The following is an 18,379-nucleotide window of genomic DNA, read 5'->3' as shown; positions in this document are numbered from 1 at the left end:
AGAGCCCCGAGGCGTCACACCAACTCCGACTCCCGCTCCTCGGCGGCCTTCGCGACCAACTCCCCGGCCCCGCCGGAGGCACCCGCACCGCCGGAGGCCTTCGGCAGGGCGAACATGAGCAGGAAGATCCCGACGAGGATCCCGGCCACCCACACCAGCGCGCTGCGGAACCCGTCCACGAACGCCGCGTTGCCGACGCCCTGCGCGAACCGGTCCTCCACCACGTTGAAGAAGACGACGGAGACCAGGCTGAGGCCCAGCGCGTTGCCCATCTGCATCACCGTGTTGATGAGCCCGGACGCCGAACCCGCGTGCTCGCGCGGCACTTCGGAGAGCACCGCGTCGGTCAGCGGCGCGACGATCAGGCCCATGCCGAGCCCCATCACGACCAGCGGCAGCGCCATCTGCCAGGAGGCGATGCCGAGGCCGTAGTGCTCGGCCTCGGCGACGTAGATCAGGACGCCGGCCGCCATGGTGAGCGCGCCCGCCTGGAGCACCTTGCGCCCGAAGCGCGGCACCAGCTTCTGCACGGAAATACTGGCGGCGACGGACACCGCGACCGAGAACGGGACACCCGTCAGACCCGCCCGCAACGCGCTCCAGCCGAGGCCGAGTTGCATGTAGAGGGTCCAGGTCAGGAAGAAGATGCCCATGGTGAGGCCGAAGACGGTCTGCACGGCGATACCGGCGGCGAAGCTCTTCACCTTGAACAGCGACAGCTCGATGAGCGGCGAGCCGTCGCGCCGCGTCTTCGCCCGCTCGTACGCGACGAGTACGCCGACGAGTCCGACGGACGCCGCCATCATCACGTAGCCCCACAGCGGCCAGCCGTTCTCGCGGCCCTGGGTCAGCGGGTGGACGAGGGCCAGCATGGCGAGGGTCACAAGGACGACGCCGACGAGGTCGAGCTTGAGGGCCTTGGGCGCCTTGGACCCGCTGATGACGCGCGCGCCGAGGAACAGGGCGGCGATGCCGACGGGCAGGTTGATGAGGAAGATCGGGCGCCATTCGAGACCTGCGATGTTCCACTCGGTGAGCAGCGCGCCGAGCAGCGGACCGGTCACCGCGCCCATGCCGACGATCGCGCCGAACAGGCCGAAGACCTTTCCGCGTTCGTGCGCCGGGAACGTCGCGTGCACGATCGAGAGGACCTGCGGCACCATCATCGCCGCCATGCCGCCCTGAAGGATGCGCGAGGCGACCAGCATCTCCGGGTTCGCGGCGAATCCGCAGAGCGCGGAGGCGATCGTGAAGCCGCCGACGCCGAGCAGGAAGAGCCGCTTGCGGCCGAAGATGTCGCCGAGCCGGCCGCCCGTGATCAGCAGGGCGGCGAAGGCGAGCGCGTAACCGGCGGTGATCCACTGGATCTGCCCGGTCGAGGCGCCCTCGTCGTGCTGGATGGTCGGCAGGGCGACATTGACGATCGTGACGTCGACGAGGTCCATGAAGGCCGCCGTCATCACGATGGCGAGGGCGAACCAGCGCCTTCGGGAGAGGTCTGCGGTCGGTGCGGTTGAGGTCATGCCGAAAAGCTAGAAGCCATCTAGGCCAGATCGTGTCCTAGATGGGCGCCATTCTGGAACCATGGAGAACATGACGCCGTCACCGACGGACACCCCGGCCCGGCTCCTCCAACTCCTGTCCCTGCTCCAGACCCCGCGCGAATGGCCCGGTGGCGAGCTCGCCGACCGGCTCGGGGTCTCGCGGCGCACCGTGCGCCGCGACATCGACCGGCTGCGCGACCTCGGCTATCCCGTGCAGGCCACGCTCGGCGCGGACGGCGGCTATCGGCTCGTCGCGGGCAAGGCGCTGCCGCCGCTCGTGCTCGACGACGAGGAGGCGGTGGCGATCGCGGTGGGCCTGCGGGCCGGCGCGGGCCACGCGGTGGAGGGCGTCGAGGAGGCCTCGGTACGGGCCCTCACCAAACTCGAACAGGTGCTGCCCTCGCGGCTGCGCCACAGGGTGGCCACGCTCCAGACGGCCACCATCCCCCTGACCTCGGGCGACGGCGCCACGATCGCACCCGAGACGCTCACCGTGATCGCCTCGGCGGCCGCGGGCGGCGAGCGCCTGCGCTTCCACTACCGGGCGCGCGACACCGCGGAATCGCGCCGCCTGGTGGAGCCGCACCGCCTGGTGTCGACGGGCCGCCGCTGGTATCTCGTCGCGTACGACATCGACCGCGCCGACTGGCGCACCTTCCGCGTCGACCGCATCTCGGACCCGTTCGCCACAGGCGCGCGGTTCGCTCCGCGGGAGGTCCCGGAGGGGGACGCGGCAGAGTACGTACGCCGCTCGGTGTCCTCGTGGGGCGGAGGCGGCGCATACGAACTCGACGTGGAGTTCGACGCCCCTGCGGAGACGATCGCGGAGCGGATCCCGGCGGCGATCGGGGTTCCGGAGCCACTCACCGAGGACCGCTGCCGCCTGCGAACGACATCGACGGACCCGATCCAGTGGACGGCGGTCCGCCTGGCGATGACGGGCTACGACTTCACGGTGCGCGGCCCGGAGGAACTGACAACAGCGGTACGCGAACTGGGCGCACGCCTGACCCGATCAAGCCCCTGCGGCGATTGAGCAGCGGGGCCCGGGGCAGAGCCCCGAGACGTCAACCCCGCTGCGGCGCAACAAGAACCCGGTCACGCAGCCGCGTCGAACCCGGTGTCCCGCGCCAACTTCTTCAGCTCAAGAAGCGCATGCTTCTCGATCTGGCGAATCCGCTCACGCGTCAGACCGTGCTCCTTGCCGACCTCCGTGAGCGTCCGCTCGCGCCCGTCCTCGATCCCGTACCGCATCTTGATGATCGACGCGGTGCGCTGGTCGAGGCGGCCGATGAGGTCGTCCAGCTCCTCGCTGCGCAGCAGCGTGAGCACGGACTGCTCGGGCGACACGGCCGACGTGTCCTCGAGCAGGTCGCCGAACTGGGTCTCGCCCTCGTCGTCCACCGACATGTTCAGCGAGACCGGGTCGCGGGCCCAGTCCAGGACGTCGACGACGCGCTCGGGCTTCGCGCCGAGCTCGGCGGCGATCTCCGTGGGCTCCGGCTCGCGCCCGTGCTCGCGGTTGAACTCGCGCTGCACGCGGCGGATCCGGCCCAGCTCCTCGACCAGGTGGACGGGGAGGCGGATGGTGCGGGACTGGTCGGCTATGGAGCGCGTGATGGCCTGGCGGATCCACCACGTCGCGTACGTGGAGAACTTGAAGCCCTTGCGGTAGTCGAACTTCTCGACGGCGCGCACCAGGCCCGCGTTCCCCTCCTGGATCAGGTCGAGCAGGGGGAGGCCGGACCGCGGGTAGCGGCGGGCGACCGCCACGACAAGCCGCAGGTTCGACTTGATGAAGATGTCCTTCGCCTTCTCCGACTCCGCGACCAGCGCTTCCAGCTCCTCGCGGGACGCCTTGTCGGCAGCCTTGCTGTCGGAGACCGTGCCGTCGAGGATCTGCTGGGCGTAGACGCCCGCCTCGATGGTCTGGGACAGCTCGACTTCCTTGGCGGCGTCGAGCAGCGGTGTGCGCGCGATCTCGTCGAGGTACATGCCGACCAGGTCGCGGTCGGCGATCTCCCCGCCTCCGGCGCGAACACTGCGTGCCGTGTCGGTCTCACCAGTGGCGGCGGACTTACGACGGGCTACGGCACGGGTTGCCATGCGTGCTCCCTTGCGGTGGTAGGTCGGCTGTACGCCCCTTGCGGAGCCTTACGGGTGCCCTGCATCCGATGGAATCAACGACTGGAATCCGGACAGAATTCCCAAGCCGCCCATCTTTTTTCTGATCATGCAGTACCCTGTCGCGCCACACCGCGCGAAGAGGGGAGACAGGATGGTGTCCGAGACCACAGAGGTGCAGGTCAGGCCGGGAGTCGTGGACGACCTCACAGCCCTCACGGACCTCTACAACCACTATGTGCGTGAGACGCCGATCACGTTCGACACGGCCGCCTTCACTCCCGAAGAGCGACGTCCTTGGCTGCTCTCCCACCTTGAAGACGAACGGCACCCGCTCCTGGTTGCGACGGAGACGGCCTCGCAGCGGATCCTCGGCTACGCCACGGCGAGCAGGTTCCGCCCAAAGGCCGCGTACGACACCTCGGTCGAGGTCACGATCTATCTCGCGCCCGACGCGGGTGGCCGCGGCGTGGGCACGCTCCTGTACAAGGCGCTCTTCGAGGCCCTCGCGGACCAGGACGTCCACCGCGCGTACGCGGGCATCGCCCAGCCCAACGAGGCCTCCGACCGCCTGCACACCCGCTTCGGCTTCCGCCACGTCGGGACGTACCGGGAAGTGGGCCGGAAGTTCGGCCGGTACTGGGACGTGGCCTGGTACGAGAAGTCGTTGCGCTCCTCGTCCTCCTAGGTCCCGGGGCTCTGCCCCGCACCCCGCTGCTCAATCGCCGCAGGGGCTCTAATTGCCGAACTGGACCGAGCGCTTTGCGAGGCCCATCCAGAATCCGTCGATCACGCTCCGCTGCTCCCCCAGATCGCCGAAGGCATCCGCCGCGCCCATCGTCACGAAGAGCGGGGCGAAGTGCTCGGTTCGCGGGTGCGCGAGCGCCCCGGCCGGCGACTTGCGCGTGAAGTCGAGCAGCGCGTCCACATCGCCCGCGTCCAGCGCCCGGTGGCCCCAGTCGTCGAACTCGGACGACCACGCGGGGATGCCGCCCTGGCGCAGCGCGGCGAGGTTGTGGGTGAAGAAGCCGGAACCGACGATCAGCACGCCCTCGTCGCGCAGGGGCGCGAGGCGGCGGCCGATGTCCATGAGCCGGGCGGGGTCGAGCGTCGGCATGGAGACCTGGAGGACGGGGATGTCGGCGTCCGGATACATCTCGACGAGCGGGACGTACGCGCCGTGGTCGAGCCCGCGGTCCGGCACGTCCTGCACGGGGATGCCCGGCGCGCGCAGCAGCTTGCGTACGGAATCGGCCAGTTCGGGCGCGCCAGGCGCAGCGTACGTCACCTCGTAGTAGTGCTCGGGGAAGCCCCAGAAGTCGTACACGAGCGGCACGGTCTCGGTGGCGCCGAGGGCCAGCGGGGCGTTCTCCCAGTGCGCGGAGATCATCAGGATCGCCCTGGGGCGCGGGAGATCGGCCGACCAGTCGGCGAGCTGACCGGTCCACAGGGTGTCGTCGGCGAGCGGCGGGGCACCGTGGGAGAGGTAGAGAGCCGGCATCCGGTTCACGTTCACGACGACCTCCTTGAAGTTTCAAGCTTTAGGACTGTCCACAAAAGTAAGCCTTCTTTGTTTAATATTCAAGGAGGAGGTCTACGATGGAGGACATGGAGCACATGGACGACGAAGCGGGTGGCGCGGAAGCCACCTGGCTCAGCGAGGACGAGCAGCGCACCTGGCGCGCGTACCTCCATGCCACCACGCTCCTGGAGGACCATCTCGACCGCCAGTTGCAGCGCGACGCGAAGATGCCGCACATCTACTTCGGGCTGCTCGTGCGGCTGAGCGAGGCGCCGCGGCGCCGGCTGCGGATGACCGAGCTGGCGCGCGAAACGAAGATCACCCGTTCCCGGCTCTCGCACGCGATCGCGCGCCTGGAGAAGAGCGGGTGGGTGCGGCGCGAGGACTGCCCGTCCGACAAGCGCGGACAGTTCGCGATCCTCACGGACGACGGCCTCGCGGTCCTGGAGAGGACCGCGCCGGGGCACGTCGAGACCGTCCGCCAGGCCCTCTTCGCGCGACTCAGCCCCGAACAGCAGAAGTCCCTCGGCGAGATCATGATGATCGTCGCCGAGGGACTTCAGCCGAAGGAGGCCGGGGCGGACCTCCCCTGGCTCCGCTAGCGGTTCCCCACGAGGGTCGGTGCGACCACGAGGGTCAGTGCGCGATCACCGGCACCAGCACCTCGTCCTCCGCGCCCTCCGTCTCGCTCCCGTTCTCGCTGGATGCCTTCGCCGAACCCGTGCCGGGGGCGCGGGTGTTGACGAGCGTGAAGGCGATCAGGGACGCGACGGCCAGGATGCCGACGGCCCACCAGATGGCGTGCGTGTAGCCGTTCACCATGGCCTGCGCCTGGAGCAGCCGCTGGTTGGTGGCGCCGGCCGCGTGGTCCGCGATGTACGCGGTGGTGGCCGAGGCCGCGATCGTGTTCAGCAGGGCCGTGCCGATGGCGCCGCCCACCTGCTGCGAGGTGTTGACCATCGCGGAGGCGACACCCGCGTCCCGCGCCTCGACGCCGATCGTGGCGAGCGACATGGCGGGCATGAACGCCGTACCCATGCCGAGGCCGAGCAGCAGCTGGGCGGGGAGGATCAGCGCCGGGTAGGACGAGTCCACCGAGAGCTGGGTCAGGAGCAGCATGCCGAGCGCCGCCAGCAGGAAGCCGGGGCCCATCAGCAGGCGCGGGCGGACCCGCGTCATCAGGCGGGCGCCGATCTGCGTGGAGCCCGTGATCATGCCCACGATCATCGGCAGGAACGCGAAGCCGGTCTTGACCGGCGAGAAGCCCTTCACGACCTGGAGGTAGTAGGTCAGGAAGAGGAACAGGCCGAACATCGCGATGATGGCGAGGCCGAGCGAGGCGTAGACACCGCCGCGGTTGCGGTCGGCGACGACGCGCAGCGGCAGCAGCGGGTGCTTCACCCGGGCCTCGACGGCGACGAAGGCGAGCAGCAGCACGGCCGCGGCGACGAACATGCCGACGGTGGTCGCGTCCGACCAGCCGTTGGTCTCGGCGCGCGTGAAGCCGTAGACGAGCGAGACCAGGCCGAGCGTGGAGAGCAGCACGCCGGGGATGTCGAGCGGCGAGCGGTTGCGCGAGCCGGCCGGCTCACGGATGACGAAGTACGCACCGGCGGCGGCGACGATCGCGAACGGGATGTTCACGAAGAACGTCCAGCGCCAGTTCAGGTACTCGGTGAGGAAGCCGCCGAGGATCAGGCCGACGGCGCCACCGCCACCGGCGATCGCACCGTAGATGCCGAACGCCTTGGCGCGCTCCTTGGCGTCGGTGAACATGACGGCCAGCAGGGACAGGGCGGCGGGCGCGAGCAGCGCACCGAACAGGCCCTGGAGGGCGCGGGCGCCGAACATCATGGCCTCGTTCGCGGCCGCGCCGCCGAGCGCCGAGGCGAGGGCGAAGCCGATCAGGCCGGTGACGAAGGTGCGCTTGCGGCCCCACAGGTCCGCTATGCGCCCGCCGAACAGGAGCAGTCCGCCGAAGGCGAGCGCGTAGGCCGTGATGACCCACTGCTTGTTGCCGTCGGAGATGCCGAGGTCCTGCTGGGCGGCGGGCAGGGCGATGTTCACGATGGTGGCGTCGAGGACGACCATCAGCTGGGCGAGGGCGATGAAGGCGAGCGCCTTCCAGCGCCGTGAATCGGGTGCCGTATCAGGCAAGGGGGTACCCACAGCGGGACTCCAAGTCGTGAATAAGCGTGAGAAATCGGGTGGTTACGAAGCTGCCGGGTGTGGCTCTGCGTAAGTGGTTCTACGAAGAGGTGGAGGGACGCGCGGGCGTCAGTCCTGGCGGAGGTCCTCCAAGGTCGCGGCCTCGCCCGGAAGTTCCGAGCGGGCGGGTGCCATCAGGCCGTCGAGGAACAGCTGCAGATGGCGGTGGACGTAGCGGTCGAAGTCCAGACACCCGGTGCCGGGCAGGGGCCGGGTGAGCTGGGAGAGGGCGACCATCAGATCCCCGACACCGACGTCGGGGCGCAGGTCACCGGCCGTACGGGCCCGCTCGACGAGCTGCTCGACGGCGTCGGTGAGGCGGTCGCGTGAGGCGACCAGATCCGGATGGTCCTTGTCGAAGGTGGCGTTGAGCATCGGGCACAGGGCGCCGATCCGCTCCTCGGCCGCGGCGTGCACGAACGTCCGCAGCGCGCCGAAAGCGGTCGCCTCGCCGGCCTCCTCGGCGGCGAGACCCTGCTCCGCGTGCCCGGTGATGTGGTCGGTGACGGTGAGGACCACGTGGTGCATCAGCTCGCCGCGGTCCTTGAAGTTCCGGTACAGCGTGGCGTTGCCGACGCCGGCGCGGCGCGCGACCTCGTCGAGCGGCAGGACCGGACCGTGCTCCACGAGCAGCTCGCGCGCGGCGGCGACGATCCGCTCCCGGTTGCGCACGGCGTCGGCCCGCGGGCGCGGGACGCGGCGCTGAGGCTTCTCGGTCGCGGTGGTCACGGCGGTCTCCTTGGTGGCTTGGCGTTCGTGGCTCGGCGTTAACGGTTTGGCGTTCACGGTTTGGCGTTCGCGGCCCGGGTGAAGTGGGGAGCCGGTCCCCGGTTCGTCCGGACACGGTTCTAAACGGGGACGGGCTCCCCGGTTATTTCCCGCCCCCCATGTGACCTGCCTCACACGCCCCTGGCCTCGGAAACCCACGATCGGCGCACCCAGCGAGCGACCCGCCACACCTCGACACAGGGTGATCGAAAGGGACCCGAGCGTGAGGCGGTGCGGATGCGAGTGCGTCGGATACGCGGGGGCCACCGGGGGGCGCTGCTCGCCGTGAGCACGGCGGTGGCGCTCACCGTGACGATGACCGCGAGCACCGGCAGGCTCCTCGACGACTCGACGACCGCGGCGGGTCCGGTCGCCGTCTCGCGCACGACCTCCCTCGCCCCCTGCATGATCCGCGGCTCGTTCGGCGTCCAGATGTCCGAGGGCCTGCCCACCGCCCCCGGCTACGCCCGGTCCACCGGCACCGTGCGCGCCCTCAACCTCATGGTCGACTTCCCGGACGCGCCGGGACAGGGCTCCGCGAAGGACCGGCTCGGCGAGTTCTTCCCGCAGACGAGCGACTGGTTCCGCACCGGCTCGTACGGAAAGCTCGACTACGTCCCCGAGGCCCCGGTCGACCACTGGCTGCGGATGCCCAAGCCGTTCAGCGCGTACGGGATAGACCGCGGCGCCCCCTTCGACCCCGGCTACCGCGAGCTCGCCAAGGACATCGCGACGGCCGCCGACCCCGACGTGGACTTCCGCCGCTACGACCTGGTGAACATCCTGGTCACCCCGAACGCGGGTCCTTCGGCGCTGGACACCGTGCTGTCCGTGACGTTCGCCGGCAACCACGAGGCGCCGGTCGCCGACGGGGTGCCGCTGTCCAACGCGTCGTTCGTGTACTCCCGTCAGGACGACGGCTCCGGGTCGTACGCGAAGACCGGGTACCGGGTGCTGCCGCACGAGAACGGGCACGTGTTCGGGCTGCCCGACCTGTACACGCAGGACGGCGGTGGGGCCGCCGGGCACTGGGACATCATGAGCGAGGACTGGGGGGCCGGGAACGATCTGCTGGGCTGGCACAAGTGGAAGCTCGGGTGGCTCGACGACAGCCAGGTGAGCTGCGCCGCGCAGCCCGGTACGACCGGGTACCGGCTGTCGCCGCTGGCCCGCGACGACGGGCGGTCGAAGCTGGTGTTCGTGCCGCTGACCCGGAAGACGGGGTACGCGGTCGAGGTGCGGACTCAGGAGGGCAACGACGAGGCGGTGTGCCGGTCCGGGGTGCTCGTGTACAAGGTCGACGCGGATGTGGACACGGGGCAGGGGCCGGTGAAGGTGGAGGACGCGACGCCGGACAGTGGTGGGTGCACCCGGCAGCCCAATGTCCACGCCGAATTGTCCGACGCGGCGTTCCAGTCGGGCGAGGTCTTCCGGGACAAGGCGGCGGGCGTCCGGGTGACGGTGGGCGGCATCACGTCCACCGGCGACTACCAGGTCTACGTCAGCCGCACCTAGCCCTCGGGACTCCGCCCCGGCCCCCGCGCCTCAATCGCCGGCGGGGCTCGAATTGCCTGACCCCGCCGACCGGACGCCGCACCGCCGTTACAGCCACGGGGCTCCGCCCCGGCCCCCGCGCCTCAATCGCCGGCGGGGCTTGATGTGTCGGCGCCGGCCGATGCCGACTCGCCTTGGGCAGTCTGCCGCCTTGGGCGGCAGGGTGGGCAAGGCGGCCCCCGGTGCCGCGCAATCGTCGGCGGGGCTCAGCCCGGTGTCAGCGACTGCCTCAGCTCGCGTTTCAGGATCTTGCCCGTTGCGTTGCGGGGCAACTCGGCGTCCTGGAGCACCACGTGTGTCGGGACCTTGAAGGCCGCCAGGGACTTCGCCACGAACGCGCGGATGTCGTCCGGCGTCGACGCCGAACCCGGTCGGGTGCGGAGCACGGCCGCCACCTCCTCGCCGAGGACGGGGTGCGGAACACCCACGACGGCCGCCTCCAGGACGTCCGGGTGGTCGTACAGCACCGCCTCCACCTCGACACAGTGCACGTTCTCGCCGCCCCTGATCACGAGGTCCTTGATCCGGTCGACGACACTGACCAGCCCCTCGGAGAGCACCGCCAGGTCCCCCGTCCGGAACCACCCGTCCTTCGTGAACGCCGCCTCCGTGGCCCCCGGCGCGTTCCAGTACCCCCGGATCAACGGCTGCCCGCGCAGGCACAACTCCCCCACCTCGCCGTCGGGCAGCGGCTCCCCCAGCGGGTCGGTCACCCGTACCTCCACGGCGGGCGCCGGACGGCCCACGCTGCCCGGCCGACTCCGGTACTCCGCACCGGCGTTGGAGAGCACGCCGCCGAGCGTCTCGGTGAGCCCGTAGCCGTTGCGGGGTTCGATGCGCTCGCCGTAGCGGTCGGTGAGGCGGGCGACGATTCCGGGCGGGGCCGCGGCGCCGCCCGTGCTGAACCCCGTAAGCGAGGGGAGTTCGTCGCCCAACTCGGCTGCCCGCTCCAGGAGTTGGAGGGCAGTCGCCGGGACGCCGCCGAAGCTGGTGATGCCGTGTTCGCGGATCATGGCGAGCGCCTTGTCCGTGTCCCACTTGCGCAGCACCACGATCGTGCCGCCCACCCCCATCGCCGCGTAGAACCCGGTGAACGCCGCCACGTGGAAGAAGGGGAAGGTGAGGAGGCCGACGGGGGCCGGGCCCTGGCCGGGCATGACGCCGCGGGCCAGCGCCGCGCGGGCCGCGCCGTAGCGGGGGCCCATGACGGCTCCCATGTGGGCGTGGTGGGTGGCGACGGCGCCCTTGGGGCGGCCCGTCGTACCGGAGGTGTAGAGGATCGTGGCGTCCGAGGACGGGTCGATGTCCACGTCGGGCGGGCCGAGTTGGGGGTCGGGCGTGGGCAGGTCCGCGTACCGCTCGATCCGCTCGCCGCTCGCCTCCCGGCCCTCCTCGTGGCAGACCACGGTCCAGGGGCGGAGGCTCGCCGCGTCGAGCCACGGGCGGATCCGCTCGAAGCGCTCCCCGTCGACGACGAGCACTCCGGGGCGGCAGTCGTCGAGGGCGTACGCGAACTCGTCGGCGGTCCACCACGCGTTGAGCGGCACCGCCACCAGGCCCGCCAACTGCGCCGCCCAGAAGGCGATCTGCCACTCGGGGTGGTTGCGCATCGCGATGACGGCACGGTCGCCGGGCCGCAGCCCGTGGCCGCCCGCGCTCTCGTCGGCGGTGAAGCGGCGGGCGAGGGAGCACGCCGCCGCGAAGAACTCCCCGTAGGTCATGCGCCCGGTCTCGGAGACGACGAAGGGGGTGTCACCGAACGCCCACGTCGTCTCGCAGAACTCGCGGAGCGTACGGGGCCCGTCGGCATAGGAAAGGCGCCCGTCCTCGCCGCGTACGACGGCGAAGGGGGCGCCCGGAGCGGTCAGCAGCGCTTCCACGGAATCCACGGCATCAGCGTCCATGGTCGGACGGTACGTCCGGCGGCCCGACCCACGTCAAGGTACGTGCACCGGCCAACGGCCCGGCGGGGCCCGAACGAACGCGGCGGGCGGTGCGCGTGAACCTCCCCGCGCACCGCCCGCCGTCGGACGTGAGACCTTCCGCGGTCCCTACAGTTCGGCCTTCGCGCCGTCGCCCTCAGCGGCCTTCGCGTGCTCCGCCACCTTCCCGCGGACCATGAACCAGCCGATCACGAGGCCGAGCACGATCACCGGGGAGCAGTACACCGAGATCGCCGAGTCGCCGCCGCCGACGACCATCAGGACCACGACCGCGACCAGGAAGACGATGGTCAGCCAGTTCGTGAACGGCGCGCCCGGCAGCCGGAACGAGGGGCGCTCCAGCTCGCCGCGGAGCGCCTTGCGGCGCAGCACCATCTGGCAGACCATGATCATGACCCAGGTGCCGATCATGGTGATCGCGGAGAAGTTGATGACGATCGCGAACGCCCGCTCGGGGACGATGTAGTTGAGGACGATGCCCGCGATGTAGCAGCAGGCCGTCAGCAGCACGCCGCCGTAGGGCACGCCCTTCCTGCTCATCTTCGTGGTGAAGCCGGGCGCGGAGCCCGCCAGGCCCATCGAGCGCAGCACGCGGCCGGTCGAGTAGAGGCCGGAGTTGCAGCTGGACAGGGCCGCCGTGAGGATCACGAAGTTCATGATGCCGCTGATGCCGGGCACGCCGAGCTTGCCGAGCAGCGTCACGAACGGCGACTCGCCCGCCTTGTACGCGCTCCAGGGCAGGAGGAGGACCAGGAGCAGCACGGACCCGACGTAGAAGAGCACGATGCGCCACGACACGGAGTTGATGGCGCGCGGGATCACCTTGCGCGGGTTCTCGGTCTCGCCGGAGGCGATGCCGACCATCTCGATCGCGGCGTACGCGAAGACGACGCCCTGGATGAGGACGATCGCCGGGAGCAGTCCGTTCGGCAGCATGCCGCCGTTGTCGGTGATCAGCTGCGGGCCCGTGCTGTGGCCGTCGACGGGGTGGCGGCTCGCGAGCAGCCAGCAGCCGATGGCGAGGAAGCCGAGGATCGCGGCGACCTTGATGATCGAGAACCAGAACTCGAACTCGCCGAACCAGCGCACCGAGATCAGGTTGGCGCCGAGCACCACGAGCAGCGCCACGAGGGCGAGCGTCCACTGGGGTATGTCGCGGAAGGCGGCCCAGTAGTGCAGGTACATCGCCACCGCGGTGATCTCCGCGATGCCGCTGCACACCCAGTGCAGGAAGTAGACCCAGCCCGCGGTGTACGCGGCCTTCTCGCCGAGGAACTCACGCGAGTACGAGACGAACGAGCCCGAGGAGGGCCGGTGCATCACCAGCTCGCCCATGGCGCGCGTGATGAAGAAGGCGAACAGACCGGTGATGGCGAAGATGACCACCAGGGACGGGCCCGCGGTGTGCAGCCGCTCCCCCGCACCGAGGAAGAGACCGGTGCCGATGGCGCCACCGATCGCGATCATCTGGACCTGACGATTGCGCAGGCCGGCCGCGTAACCCCCCTCACGGATGGCTCCGGCCGTGGCCTTGCCGCCCGTGGTCACACTGCTCTCGGTCGCAGCCGTAGAGGCCTGCGCGGGCCGAGTCTCGGACTCGGCTTGTGCTGTGTGCTCCATGGTTCTCCGACGTACGTGCAAAACGGCATGCCGCACACACGCGAGCGCGAACGCGCGCAGGCGTGTGCGACGTACCTGTTGGACAGGACTGACCCTCCGGATTCGGCGGGCCTCGGGATCGGGAAACCTCTGACCTGCTCAGTGCTGTGCGTCACAGGCAGGAATCAGGGGTTCCCGGTGGAGTGTGCCGCGGGCGGACCACACGACGACACGCCACCTTAAACCGTTCACAGGGGCAACTAATCCACGAGCCCGACGAGCGAACCGGCGTACTGGGCACCGGACTCGGCGAGCACCTCGTCGAGCGACTGCGCGGACCGTACGGGGGCGAAGGTCACCTTGCCCGGTTCTGCCCCGTTCTCGCTGTGGACATATCCGTACACAGCAGGACGGGGAAGGCTGTTGTAGTGGAAGTGGGTCGAGAAGTAGTACGCGCCGGTGTCGTACAGCGCGACGAGATCGCCGGGCTCCAGTTCGGGCAGTTCACGGCCGCGCGCCACGAGATCCCCGGCGAAGCAGCACGGACCCGCCACGTCCTGGACCAGCGGAGCGCTCGCCCGCGGCCGGCCCTCGGCGTCGTACGCACCGACGCGCAGCGGCCAGGCGTCGGGCGTGAAGACGGTACGGGTGGCCACCTGCGCACCCGCGTGCGTGACGGCGATCCGCCGGCCGCCGGAGGTCTTGGTGTACTCGACGTGGGCGGCGATGAACCCCTGCTTGGCGAGGAGCGAGCGGCCGAACTCGGTGACGAGCGTGTACCGGCCGTCGAAGAGTCCGGGGACGGTCTCCCGCAGGATCCGCGCATACTCCTCGAAACCGGGCGTGATCTCGTCCGAGCCGAAGTTCACCGGCAGTCCGCCGCCGATGTCGAGGGTGTCGATCTGCCGCCGCCCGACATGCGCGTTGATCTTCTCGGCCAGCTCGTACGCGGCCCGTACGCCCTCGGCCATCAGCTCAAGAGCGACGCCCTGCGAGCCGGTGTGCGTGTGCAGGCGGGTCATCCACGGCCGCGCCTTGTAGGCACCGAGGACCCACTGCTCGGCGCCCTCGTCGCGCAGCGCGACACCGAACTTCGAGGTGGCGGTCGCGGTGCTCATCGCGCCGATGGAACCGCTGCCGACCTGCGGGTTCACCCGCAGCCCCACGGGTGCGCAGCCCTCCCCGAACTCCTCGACGAGCGCGTCGATCCGGGCCAGCTCCTGCGGGTTGTCGGCGTTCACGGCGATGCCTGCGGACAGCGCGTCGCGCAGTTCGCCGACCGTCTTGGCGGGCGAGTCGAAGACGATCCGCCCGGCGGGCACCCCGGCGGCCCGCGCGAGCGCCAGCTCGCCGGGGCTCGCGACCTCAGCGCCGATGCCCTCCTCGTTCAGGAGCGCGAGCACGGGGACGAGCGAGGCCGCCTTCACGGCGAAGGTGTGCACCACGTCCACGCCCGCGAACGCCGCCGTGAGGGCGCGCGCCGCCTCCCGGACCCCGGCCACGTCGATCAGCCCCAGCACGGGGGCGTCGGGGCCGACGAGCCCCTGCTCGACGGCGGCGCGCAGAGCGGCGTCGCGGCGGGCGGCGGAGGCGGGGGGCTGCGGCATCAGGGGGTGTCCTGCCTTCTGCTTGGTACGGGGTGGTGGTCCGGTTACTCGTCACCTTGCAGTGCGGCGGGGCGGCCTGTCTGCGTGCGTCGGCACGAAGTACGCGGCGGGAACGCTGTGCGCGGGCACAAGGCGCGGCGGGCGGGACGGCGGGCGTGGTGCCTGCGCACGACGGTGTACGGGTGGGCATGGTGGTGGCGCACCAGGCGGGGCCGTTTCATGGCGCGGAGCCGTTTCATGACGCGGAGCCGTTTCATGACGCGGGGCCGTTTCATGACGCGCCCCCGTCGCGCCTCCGTCGTGCTCACGGCAGGGGGATCAGCCCGGCCCGGCGCAGCCCCAGCTCGACGACGAGCCGTACGTCGGGGTCCGCCAGGTCGAAGCCGCCCAACTCGCGGGCCCTGCGCAGCCGGTACCGCAATGTATTGGAGTGAATCCCCAGATACCGGGCGGTGGCCCCGGCGTCCCCGAAGAACGCCAGATGCGCGGCCACCGTGCGCGGCAGATCCGTGCCGTGCCGCTCGTCGTGCGCGAGGAGCGCCGCCACCGCGTCCCCGACCGACGGCACCTGCGCGGCGACGGCGTCCGACACCCGCAGCGCGTCCAGGGCGAACCGCACGTCACCGGCGCCCGCCACCTCCGGCTCCCCTCGCTCGCGCAGCACCCGCAGCACCTCGGCGGCCCCGGCGCGGGACTCCGCCGCGTCCTTCAGGGAGCCGACGACCGGACCCACGGCGACCAGGGGCCGGGCCCCGGCGCCGCGGAGCACGGCGGCGAGGTCACGGGCGAGGCGGTCGGCGGCGTCGGGGCGGGGGTCGGTGAGCAGGACGTCAAGCCGGTCAACGGCTCCGGCGCCGTCATTGTCAGCCCCTCCGGCGTTTGAGGAGCGGGGTCCGGGGCGGAGCCCCGAGGCCTGCGCACGGGGCTCCGTCACGCGCCCCCGGGGCAGGCCGCCCTCCACCCGGTAGGCGAACGCAGGCGTGCCGTGCGCGGCGACCCGCAGCACCGCGGCCCGCAGCGCCCGCTCGCGCGTCTCCGGTGCCGCGGGCCCCGCGACCACGGCCGCGAGGACGGCGCACGGCTGGCCGGGATCGATGCCGAGTACGGCGGCCGCGGCGCCCACATCGGGCGACCGCTCCTCGAACAGGGCGCGCACCGCGTGCCGCCTGCGCCCCTCGGCGGACCGGGAGCGCAGCCGGTGGTGCAGCAGATGCGGGACCGCGATCGTGGCGGCCTGCCGCAGCGCGTCGCGGGCCCCCTCCGGCAGCGGCTCCCCGTCGGCGGCGGCCCACAGTGACCCGAGGACCTCCTCCCCCGCGCGCACGGCGACGGCGAGCCGCTCGGGGAACCGCCCGTCGGCGGGCCGCAGCACGACGTCCCCCGCCCACAGCGCGGCCAGGAACCCGCTCTCGGCGAGCTCGGCGACCCGCCACCGCGGCACCCGCCGCCCGAGGATGGTCAGCCGCCGCAGCGGATCGGCGGTGTCGGCGGTCGGCGAGTAGGCCAGCACATTGGACTCGGGGTCCTCGATGGTGATCGCACCCCCGACGAGCGCGGCGAGCGCCGAGGCGAGGGCCGGCAGATCCCCGAGCCCCACGTCGACGGAGGCCTCGGGCGTCCGCGCCCCACCGGCCGCGAGCGCCGCCCGCAGCAGCCCGATCAGCTCGCCCCAGTCGACCCACGGGGCGCGGGCGAGCAGCGCGGTGGACACACTGTCGGCCACCTCGCTCAGCAGCGGCGACACACCCTCGGCGCCCCGCCGCACCACAAGGGCGGCAGCCCCCGCCCGGTCGGCGGCGCGCAGCACCTCGGCGGCAGCGGGATCGGACGTGTCGACCCCCACCGCGATGAGCACCCGCCCCCGCTCCTGGAGGCTCTCGCCGGAGTCGAAGACCCCGACCCCGCCCACGGGCACGTCCTCCCCGCACGGCGCCCGCACGACCTGGACGACGTCCCGCCCCACGACCCTGACGACCTGCGCCAGCGTGGCGCCTGTGCCCGGAACGGGATGCTCGGGCTGCGGTCTGCCGGACGCGGGAAACTCCATGCCCCCAGTCTCACCGATCACGAAGCACCCGCCCGATGTCCCTCCCGGTGTCCCTCCCGGTGTGACGAACAAGTCACCGCAAACAGCGCACTTGTGAGCAACAGCACCCCTGCACCGGCCCAGCTCGGCCCGCTTCGCCCATACGTTGGACGAATGTCCCCTCTTGCCCGAGTGAGCGAGGCGTACGGGCCGCGCTTCGCCGAATTCGCTTTCGAGCCCGCCTTCCTGGCCGCGGTCGACCAGCACGTGGCGGAGGTCCGCGACCGGCTGACGGCCGGTTCGGCCGCGCTGCACCCGCCGGCGCCCGACGCCGAGGCCCTCGCCGACTACGCGCTCGGCTTCCTCGACGCGCTCACAGAGACCGGCTGGCACGAGCCCGTGGGGCACGACTACGCGGTGTGCCGCCTCACCGCCATCAGCTGGCTGGTGAGACGGCACGACCTGGTCGACCTGGTCTAGGTCACATGTTGTCGGTGCGCTCCTGCTCCTGAACGGGCTGATGGGCAAGAGCGTCCTCACGCCCCGCCTGATACGCGCCGTCGTTGCTGCCCCGCGCCTTGGCGGTCTCCTCCTCGGCCATGTTCAGCCACCGCTCCCAGCGCTGCCGCATGGGCCCGATGAGCCCGCCGCCGACACCGACGATCAGGATCCCGGCCCCGGCCGCGAGACCGGCGATCAGCACCGGCTGCGTGACGGTCGTGGCGATGCCCGCCTGCCCGAGCGCGGCGATGGCGCCCAGGACCACGATGCAGGCCCACACGATGGTGCCGACGGTCTTCCCGTACGAGACGGAGGACAGGGCGTTGGTGACGATGTCCCGCACCAGGTTGGCGACGGCCATGGCCACCACGATCAGGACGACCGCGACGATGCCGCGCGGCAGCCAGGCGACGATGCCGTTGATCATGTCGGAGACGGGGTTGGGGCCGAAGACCCCGAAGCCGAGCTGGAGCACGATCAGCATCAGGGCGACGTAGACGACCTTGCAGAGGATCGCGGTCGTGTCGTACTTCGACCCTTCGAGCATCTTCGCCGAACCGGCCCGCTCGGCGAGCTTCTCCGACCCGATCTTACGAAGGCCCCGGTCGAGGAGCTTGGTGATCATCTTGGCCACGAACCAGCCGATGGCCATGACGACGATGAAGCCCAGCAGCTTCGGTACGAACTGGGCGACCTTCGACCACGCGTCGTTCAGCCCTTGGGTGAAGTCGACGGCGAGGGTGCTGACGGCTTCGGAACTTGAGTTCTGGATCATGAGTGGCTACCTCCACTCAGTGGGGCCGGACGTGGCGACACCGCCGCCCGACGAGACGTGTCCCCCCTCGTTTTCCTACGTCCCTCTGGCATAACAGCCCCCGCCGCCCCCGGCCGCCCCACATCCCCCATTGGCGTGACCCACACACCCCGAACCCGATCCGCTAGGCTGTTCACGCGCCTTCGTAGCTCAGGGGATAGAGCACCGC

Annotated in this window: 15 protein-coding genes; 5 read left to right on the top strand and 10 right to left on the bottom strand. The window is 71.1% G+C overall.

The features are described from left to right. Positions 1 to 14 precede the first annotated feature (14 nt). Positions 15 to 1,523, bottom strand: a complete 1,509-nt coding sequence (locus tag ACY34M_RS25740) for an MFS transporter (RefSeq protein ID WP_462720883.1) — start codon at positions 1,521 to 1,523, stop codon at positions 15 to 17. Positions 1,524 to 1,593: 70 nt separating this feature from the next. Between ACY34M_RS25740 and ACY34M_RS25735 the strand changes: the two genes are divergently transcribed. Then, entirely contained in the window at positions 1,594 to 2,580 is a 987-nt protein-coding gene (locus ACY34M_RS25735) for a helix-turn-helix transcriptional regulator (protein WP_462721066.1), read from the top strand. 62 nt (positions 2,581 to 2,642) lie between these two features. Here the strand turns inward: ACY34M_RS25735 and ACY34M_RS25730 are convergent, their stop codons facing one another. Further along, positions 2,643 to 3,650 (bottom strand): sigma-70 family RNA polymerase sigma factor, encoded by a 1,008-nt coding sequence (locus ACY34M_RS25730; protein WP_462720882.1) that lies wholly within the window; start codon positions 3,648 to 3,650, stop codon positions 2,643 to 2,645. 172 nt (positions 3,651 to 3,822) lie between these two features. Between ACY34M_RS25730 and ACY34M_RS25725 the strand changes: the two genes are divergently transcribed. Continuing rightward, positions 3,823 to 4,356 (top strand): N-acetyltransferase family protein, encoded by a 534-nt coding sequence (locus tag ACY34M_RS25725; protein ID WP_462720881.1) that lies wholly within the window; start codon positions 3,823 to 3,825, stop codon positions 4,354 to 4,356. A 48-nt stretch (positions 4,357 to 4,404) separates the two neighbouring features. Here ACY34M_RS25725 and ACY34M_RS25720 read toward each other — a convergent pair whose 3' ends face one another. Continuing rightward, complete coding sequence (locus ACY34M_RS25720) at positions 4,405 to 5,169, bottom strand: dioxygenase family protein (protein WP_462721065.1); 765 nt, start codon at positions 5,167 to 5,169, stop codon at positions 4,405 to 4,407. 107 nt (positions 5,170 to 5,276) lie between these two features. On the opposite strand from ACY34M_RS25720, the gene ACY34M_RS25715 reads away from it, so the two are divergent. Continuing rightward, the gene (locus tag ACY34M_RS25715; protein ID WP_462720880.1) at positions 5,277 to 5,792 is read left to right on the top strand and encodes a MarR family winged helix-turn-helix transcriptional regulator; all 516 of its coding nucleotides are present in this window, start codon (positions 5,277 to 5,279) and stop codon (positions 5,790 to 5,792) included. Between the two features lie 34 nt (positions 5,793 to 5,826). Here ACY34M_RS25715 and ACY34M_RS25710 read toward each other — a convergent pair whose 3' ends face one another. After that, positions 5,827 to 7,359, bottom strand: coding sequence for an MFS transporter (locus tag ACY34M_RS25710; RefSeq protein ID WP_462720879.1), 1,533 nt, complete (start codon positions 7,357 to 7,359; stop codon positions 5,827 to 5,829). A 108-nt stretch (positions 7,360 to 7,467) separates the two neighbouring features. Continuing rightward, complete coding sequence (locus ACY34M_RS25705) at positions 7,468 to 8,127, bottom strand: TetR/AcrR family transcriptional regulator (RefSeq protein ID WP_462720878.1); 660 nt, start codon at positions 8,125 to 8,127, stop codon at positions 7,468 to 7,470. 276 nt (positions 8,128 to 8,403) lie between these two features. Between ACY34M_RS25705 and ACY34M_RS25700 the strand changes: the two genes are divergently transcribed. Continuing rightward, entirely contained in the window at positions 8,404 to 9,681 is a 1,278-nt protein-coding gene (locus ACY34M_RS25700) for a M6 family metalloprotease domain-containing protein (protein WP_462720877.1), read from the top strand. A gap of 245 nt (positions 9,682 to 9,926) precedes the next feature. On the opposite strand, the gene ACY34M_RS25695 is transcribed toward ACY34M_RS25700, so the two are convergent. The 4 genes from ACY34M_RS25695 to ACY34M_RS25680 form a co-directional block, all read right to left on the bottom strand. Continuing rightward, positions 9,927 to 11,624: a class I adenylate-forming enzyme family protein gene (locus ACY34M_RS25695; RefSeq protein ID WP_462720876.1), complete on the bottom strand. Its 1,698-nt coding sequence runs from the start codon at positions 11,622 to 11,624 to the stop codon at positions 9,927 to 9,929. A 147-nt stretch (positions 11,625 to 11,771) separates the two neighbouring features. Continuing rightward, positions 11,772 to 13,283 (bottom strand): amino acid permease, encoded by a 1,512-nt coding sequence (locus tag ACY34M_RS25690; protein ID WP_462720875.1) that lies wholly within the window; start codon positions 13,281 to 13,283, stop codon positions 11,772 to 11,774. Between the two features lie 239 nt (positions 13,284 to 13,522). Then, positions 13,523 to 14,869 (bottom strand): type III PLP-dependent enzyme domain-containing protein, encoded by a 1,347-nt coding sequence (locus ACY34M_RS25685; protein WP_462720874.1) that lies wholly within the window; start codon positions 14,867 to 14,869, stop codon positions 13,523 to 13,525. 304 nt (positions 14,870 to 15,173) lie between these two features. Next, positions 15,174 to 16,916 (bottom strand): PucR family transcriptional regulator, encoded by a 1,743-nt coding sequence (locus tag ACY34M_RS25680; RefSeq protein ID WP_462720873.1) that lies wholly within the window; start codon positions 16,914 to 16,916, stop codon positions 15,174 to 15,176. A 153-nt stretch (positions 16,917 to 17,069) separates the two neighbouring features. Here ACY34M_RS25680 and ACY34M_RS25675 point away from each other — a divergent pair, with 153 nt between their 5' ends. Continuing rightward, positions 17,070 to 17,375, top strand: coding sequence for a DUF6401 family natural product biosynthesis protein (locus ACY34M_RS25675; protein ID WP_462720872.1), 306 nt, complete (start codon positions 17,070 to 17,072; stop codon positions 17,373 to 17,375). Between the two features lies 1 nt (position 17,376). On the opposite strand, the gene ACY34M_RS25670 is transcribed toward ACY34M_RS25675, so the two are convergent. Continuing rightward, on the bottom strand, positions 17,377 to 18,171 hold the full coding sequence (locus ACY34M_RS25670) for a mechanosensitive ion channel family protein (protein WP_462720871.1): 795 nt from the start codon (positions 18,169 to 18,171) through the stop codon (positions 17,377 to 17,379). Positions 18,172 to 18,379: the final 208 nt, after the last annotated feature.

The organism is Streptomyces sp. EDA2-14, from assembly GCF_054963755.1.
The sequence above is the reverse complement of the archived record's forward strand: the minus strand, read 5'-3'. Positions and strand labels throughout refer to the sequence as shown.

What these genes read in the sequence shown, in the direction of transcription:
- ACY34M_RS25740 (WP_462720883.1), bottom strand. Translation starts at nt 1,523, where the DNA reads ATGACCTCAACCGCACCGACCGCAGACCTCTCCCGAAGGCGCTGGTTC.
- ACY34M_RS25735 (WP_462721066.1), top strand. Translation starts at nt 1,594, where the DNA reads ATGACGCCGTCACCGACGGACACCCCGGCCCGGCTCCTCCAACTCCTG.
- ACY34M_RS25730 (WP_462720882.1), bottom strand. Translation starts at nt 3,650, where the DNA reads ATGGCAACCCGTGCCGTAGCCCGTCGTAAGTCCGCCGCCACTGGTGAG.
- ACY34M_RS25725 (WP_462720881.1), top strand. Translation starts at nt 3,823, where the DNA reads ATGGTGTCCGAGACCACAGAGGTGCAGGTCAGGCCGGGAGTCGTGGAC.
- ACY34M_RS25720 (WP_462721065.1), bottom strand. Translation starts at nt 5,169, where the DNA reads ATGCCGGCTCTCTACCTCTCCCACGGTGCCCCGCCGCTCGCCGACGAC.
- ACY34M_RS25715 (WP_462720880.1), top strand. Translation starts at nt 5,277, where the DNA reads ATGGAGCACATGGACGACGAAGCGGGTGGCGCGGAAGCCACCTGGCTC.
- ACY34M_RS25700 (WP_462720877.1), top strand. Translation starts at nt 8,404, where the DNA reads ATGCGAGTGCGTCGGATACGCGGGGGCCACCGGGGGGCGCTGCTCGCC.
- ACY34M_RS25695 (WP_462720876.1), bottom strand. Translation starts at nt 11,624, where the DNA reads ATGGACGCTGATGCCGTGGATTCCGTGGAAGCGCTGCTGACCGCTCCG.
- ACY34M_RS25690 (WP_462720875.1), bottom strand. Translation starts at nt 13,283, where the DNA reads ATGGAGCACACAGCACAAGCCGAGTCCGAGACTCGGCCCGCGCAGGCC.
- ACY34M_RS25685 (WP_462720874.1), bottom strand. Translation starts at nt 14,869, where the DNA reads ATGCCGCAGCCCCCCGCCTCCGCCGCCCGCCGCGACGCCGCTCTGCGC.
- ACY34M_RS25680 (WP_462720873.1), bottom strand. Translation starts at nt 16,916, where the DNA reads ATGGAGTTTCCCGCGTCCGGCAGACCGCAGCCCGAGCATCCCGTTCCG.
- ACY34M_RS25675 (WP_462720872.1), top strand. Translation starts at nt 17,070, where the DNA reads ATGTCCCCTCTTGCCCGAGTGAGCGAGGCGTACGGGCCGCGCTTCGCC.
- ACY34M_RS25670 (WP_462720871.1), bottom strand. Translation starts at nt 18,171, where the DNA reads ATGATCCAGAACTCAAGTTCCGAAGCCGTCAGCACCCTCGCCGTCGAC.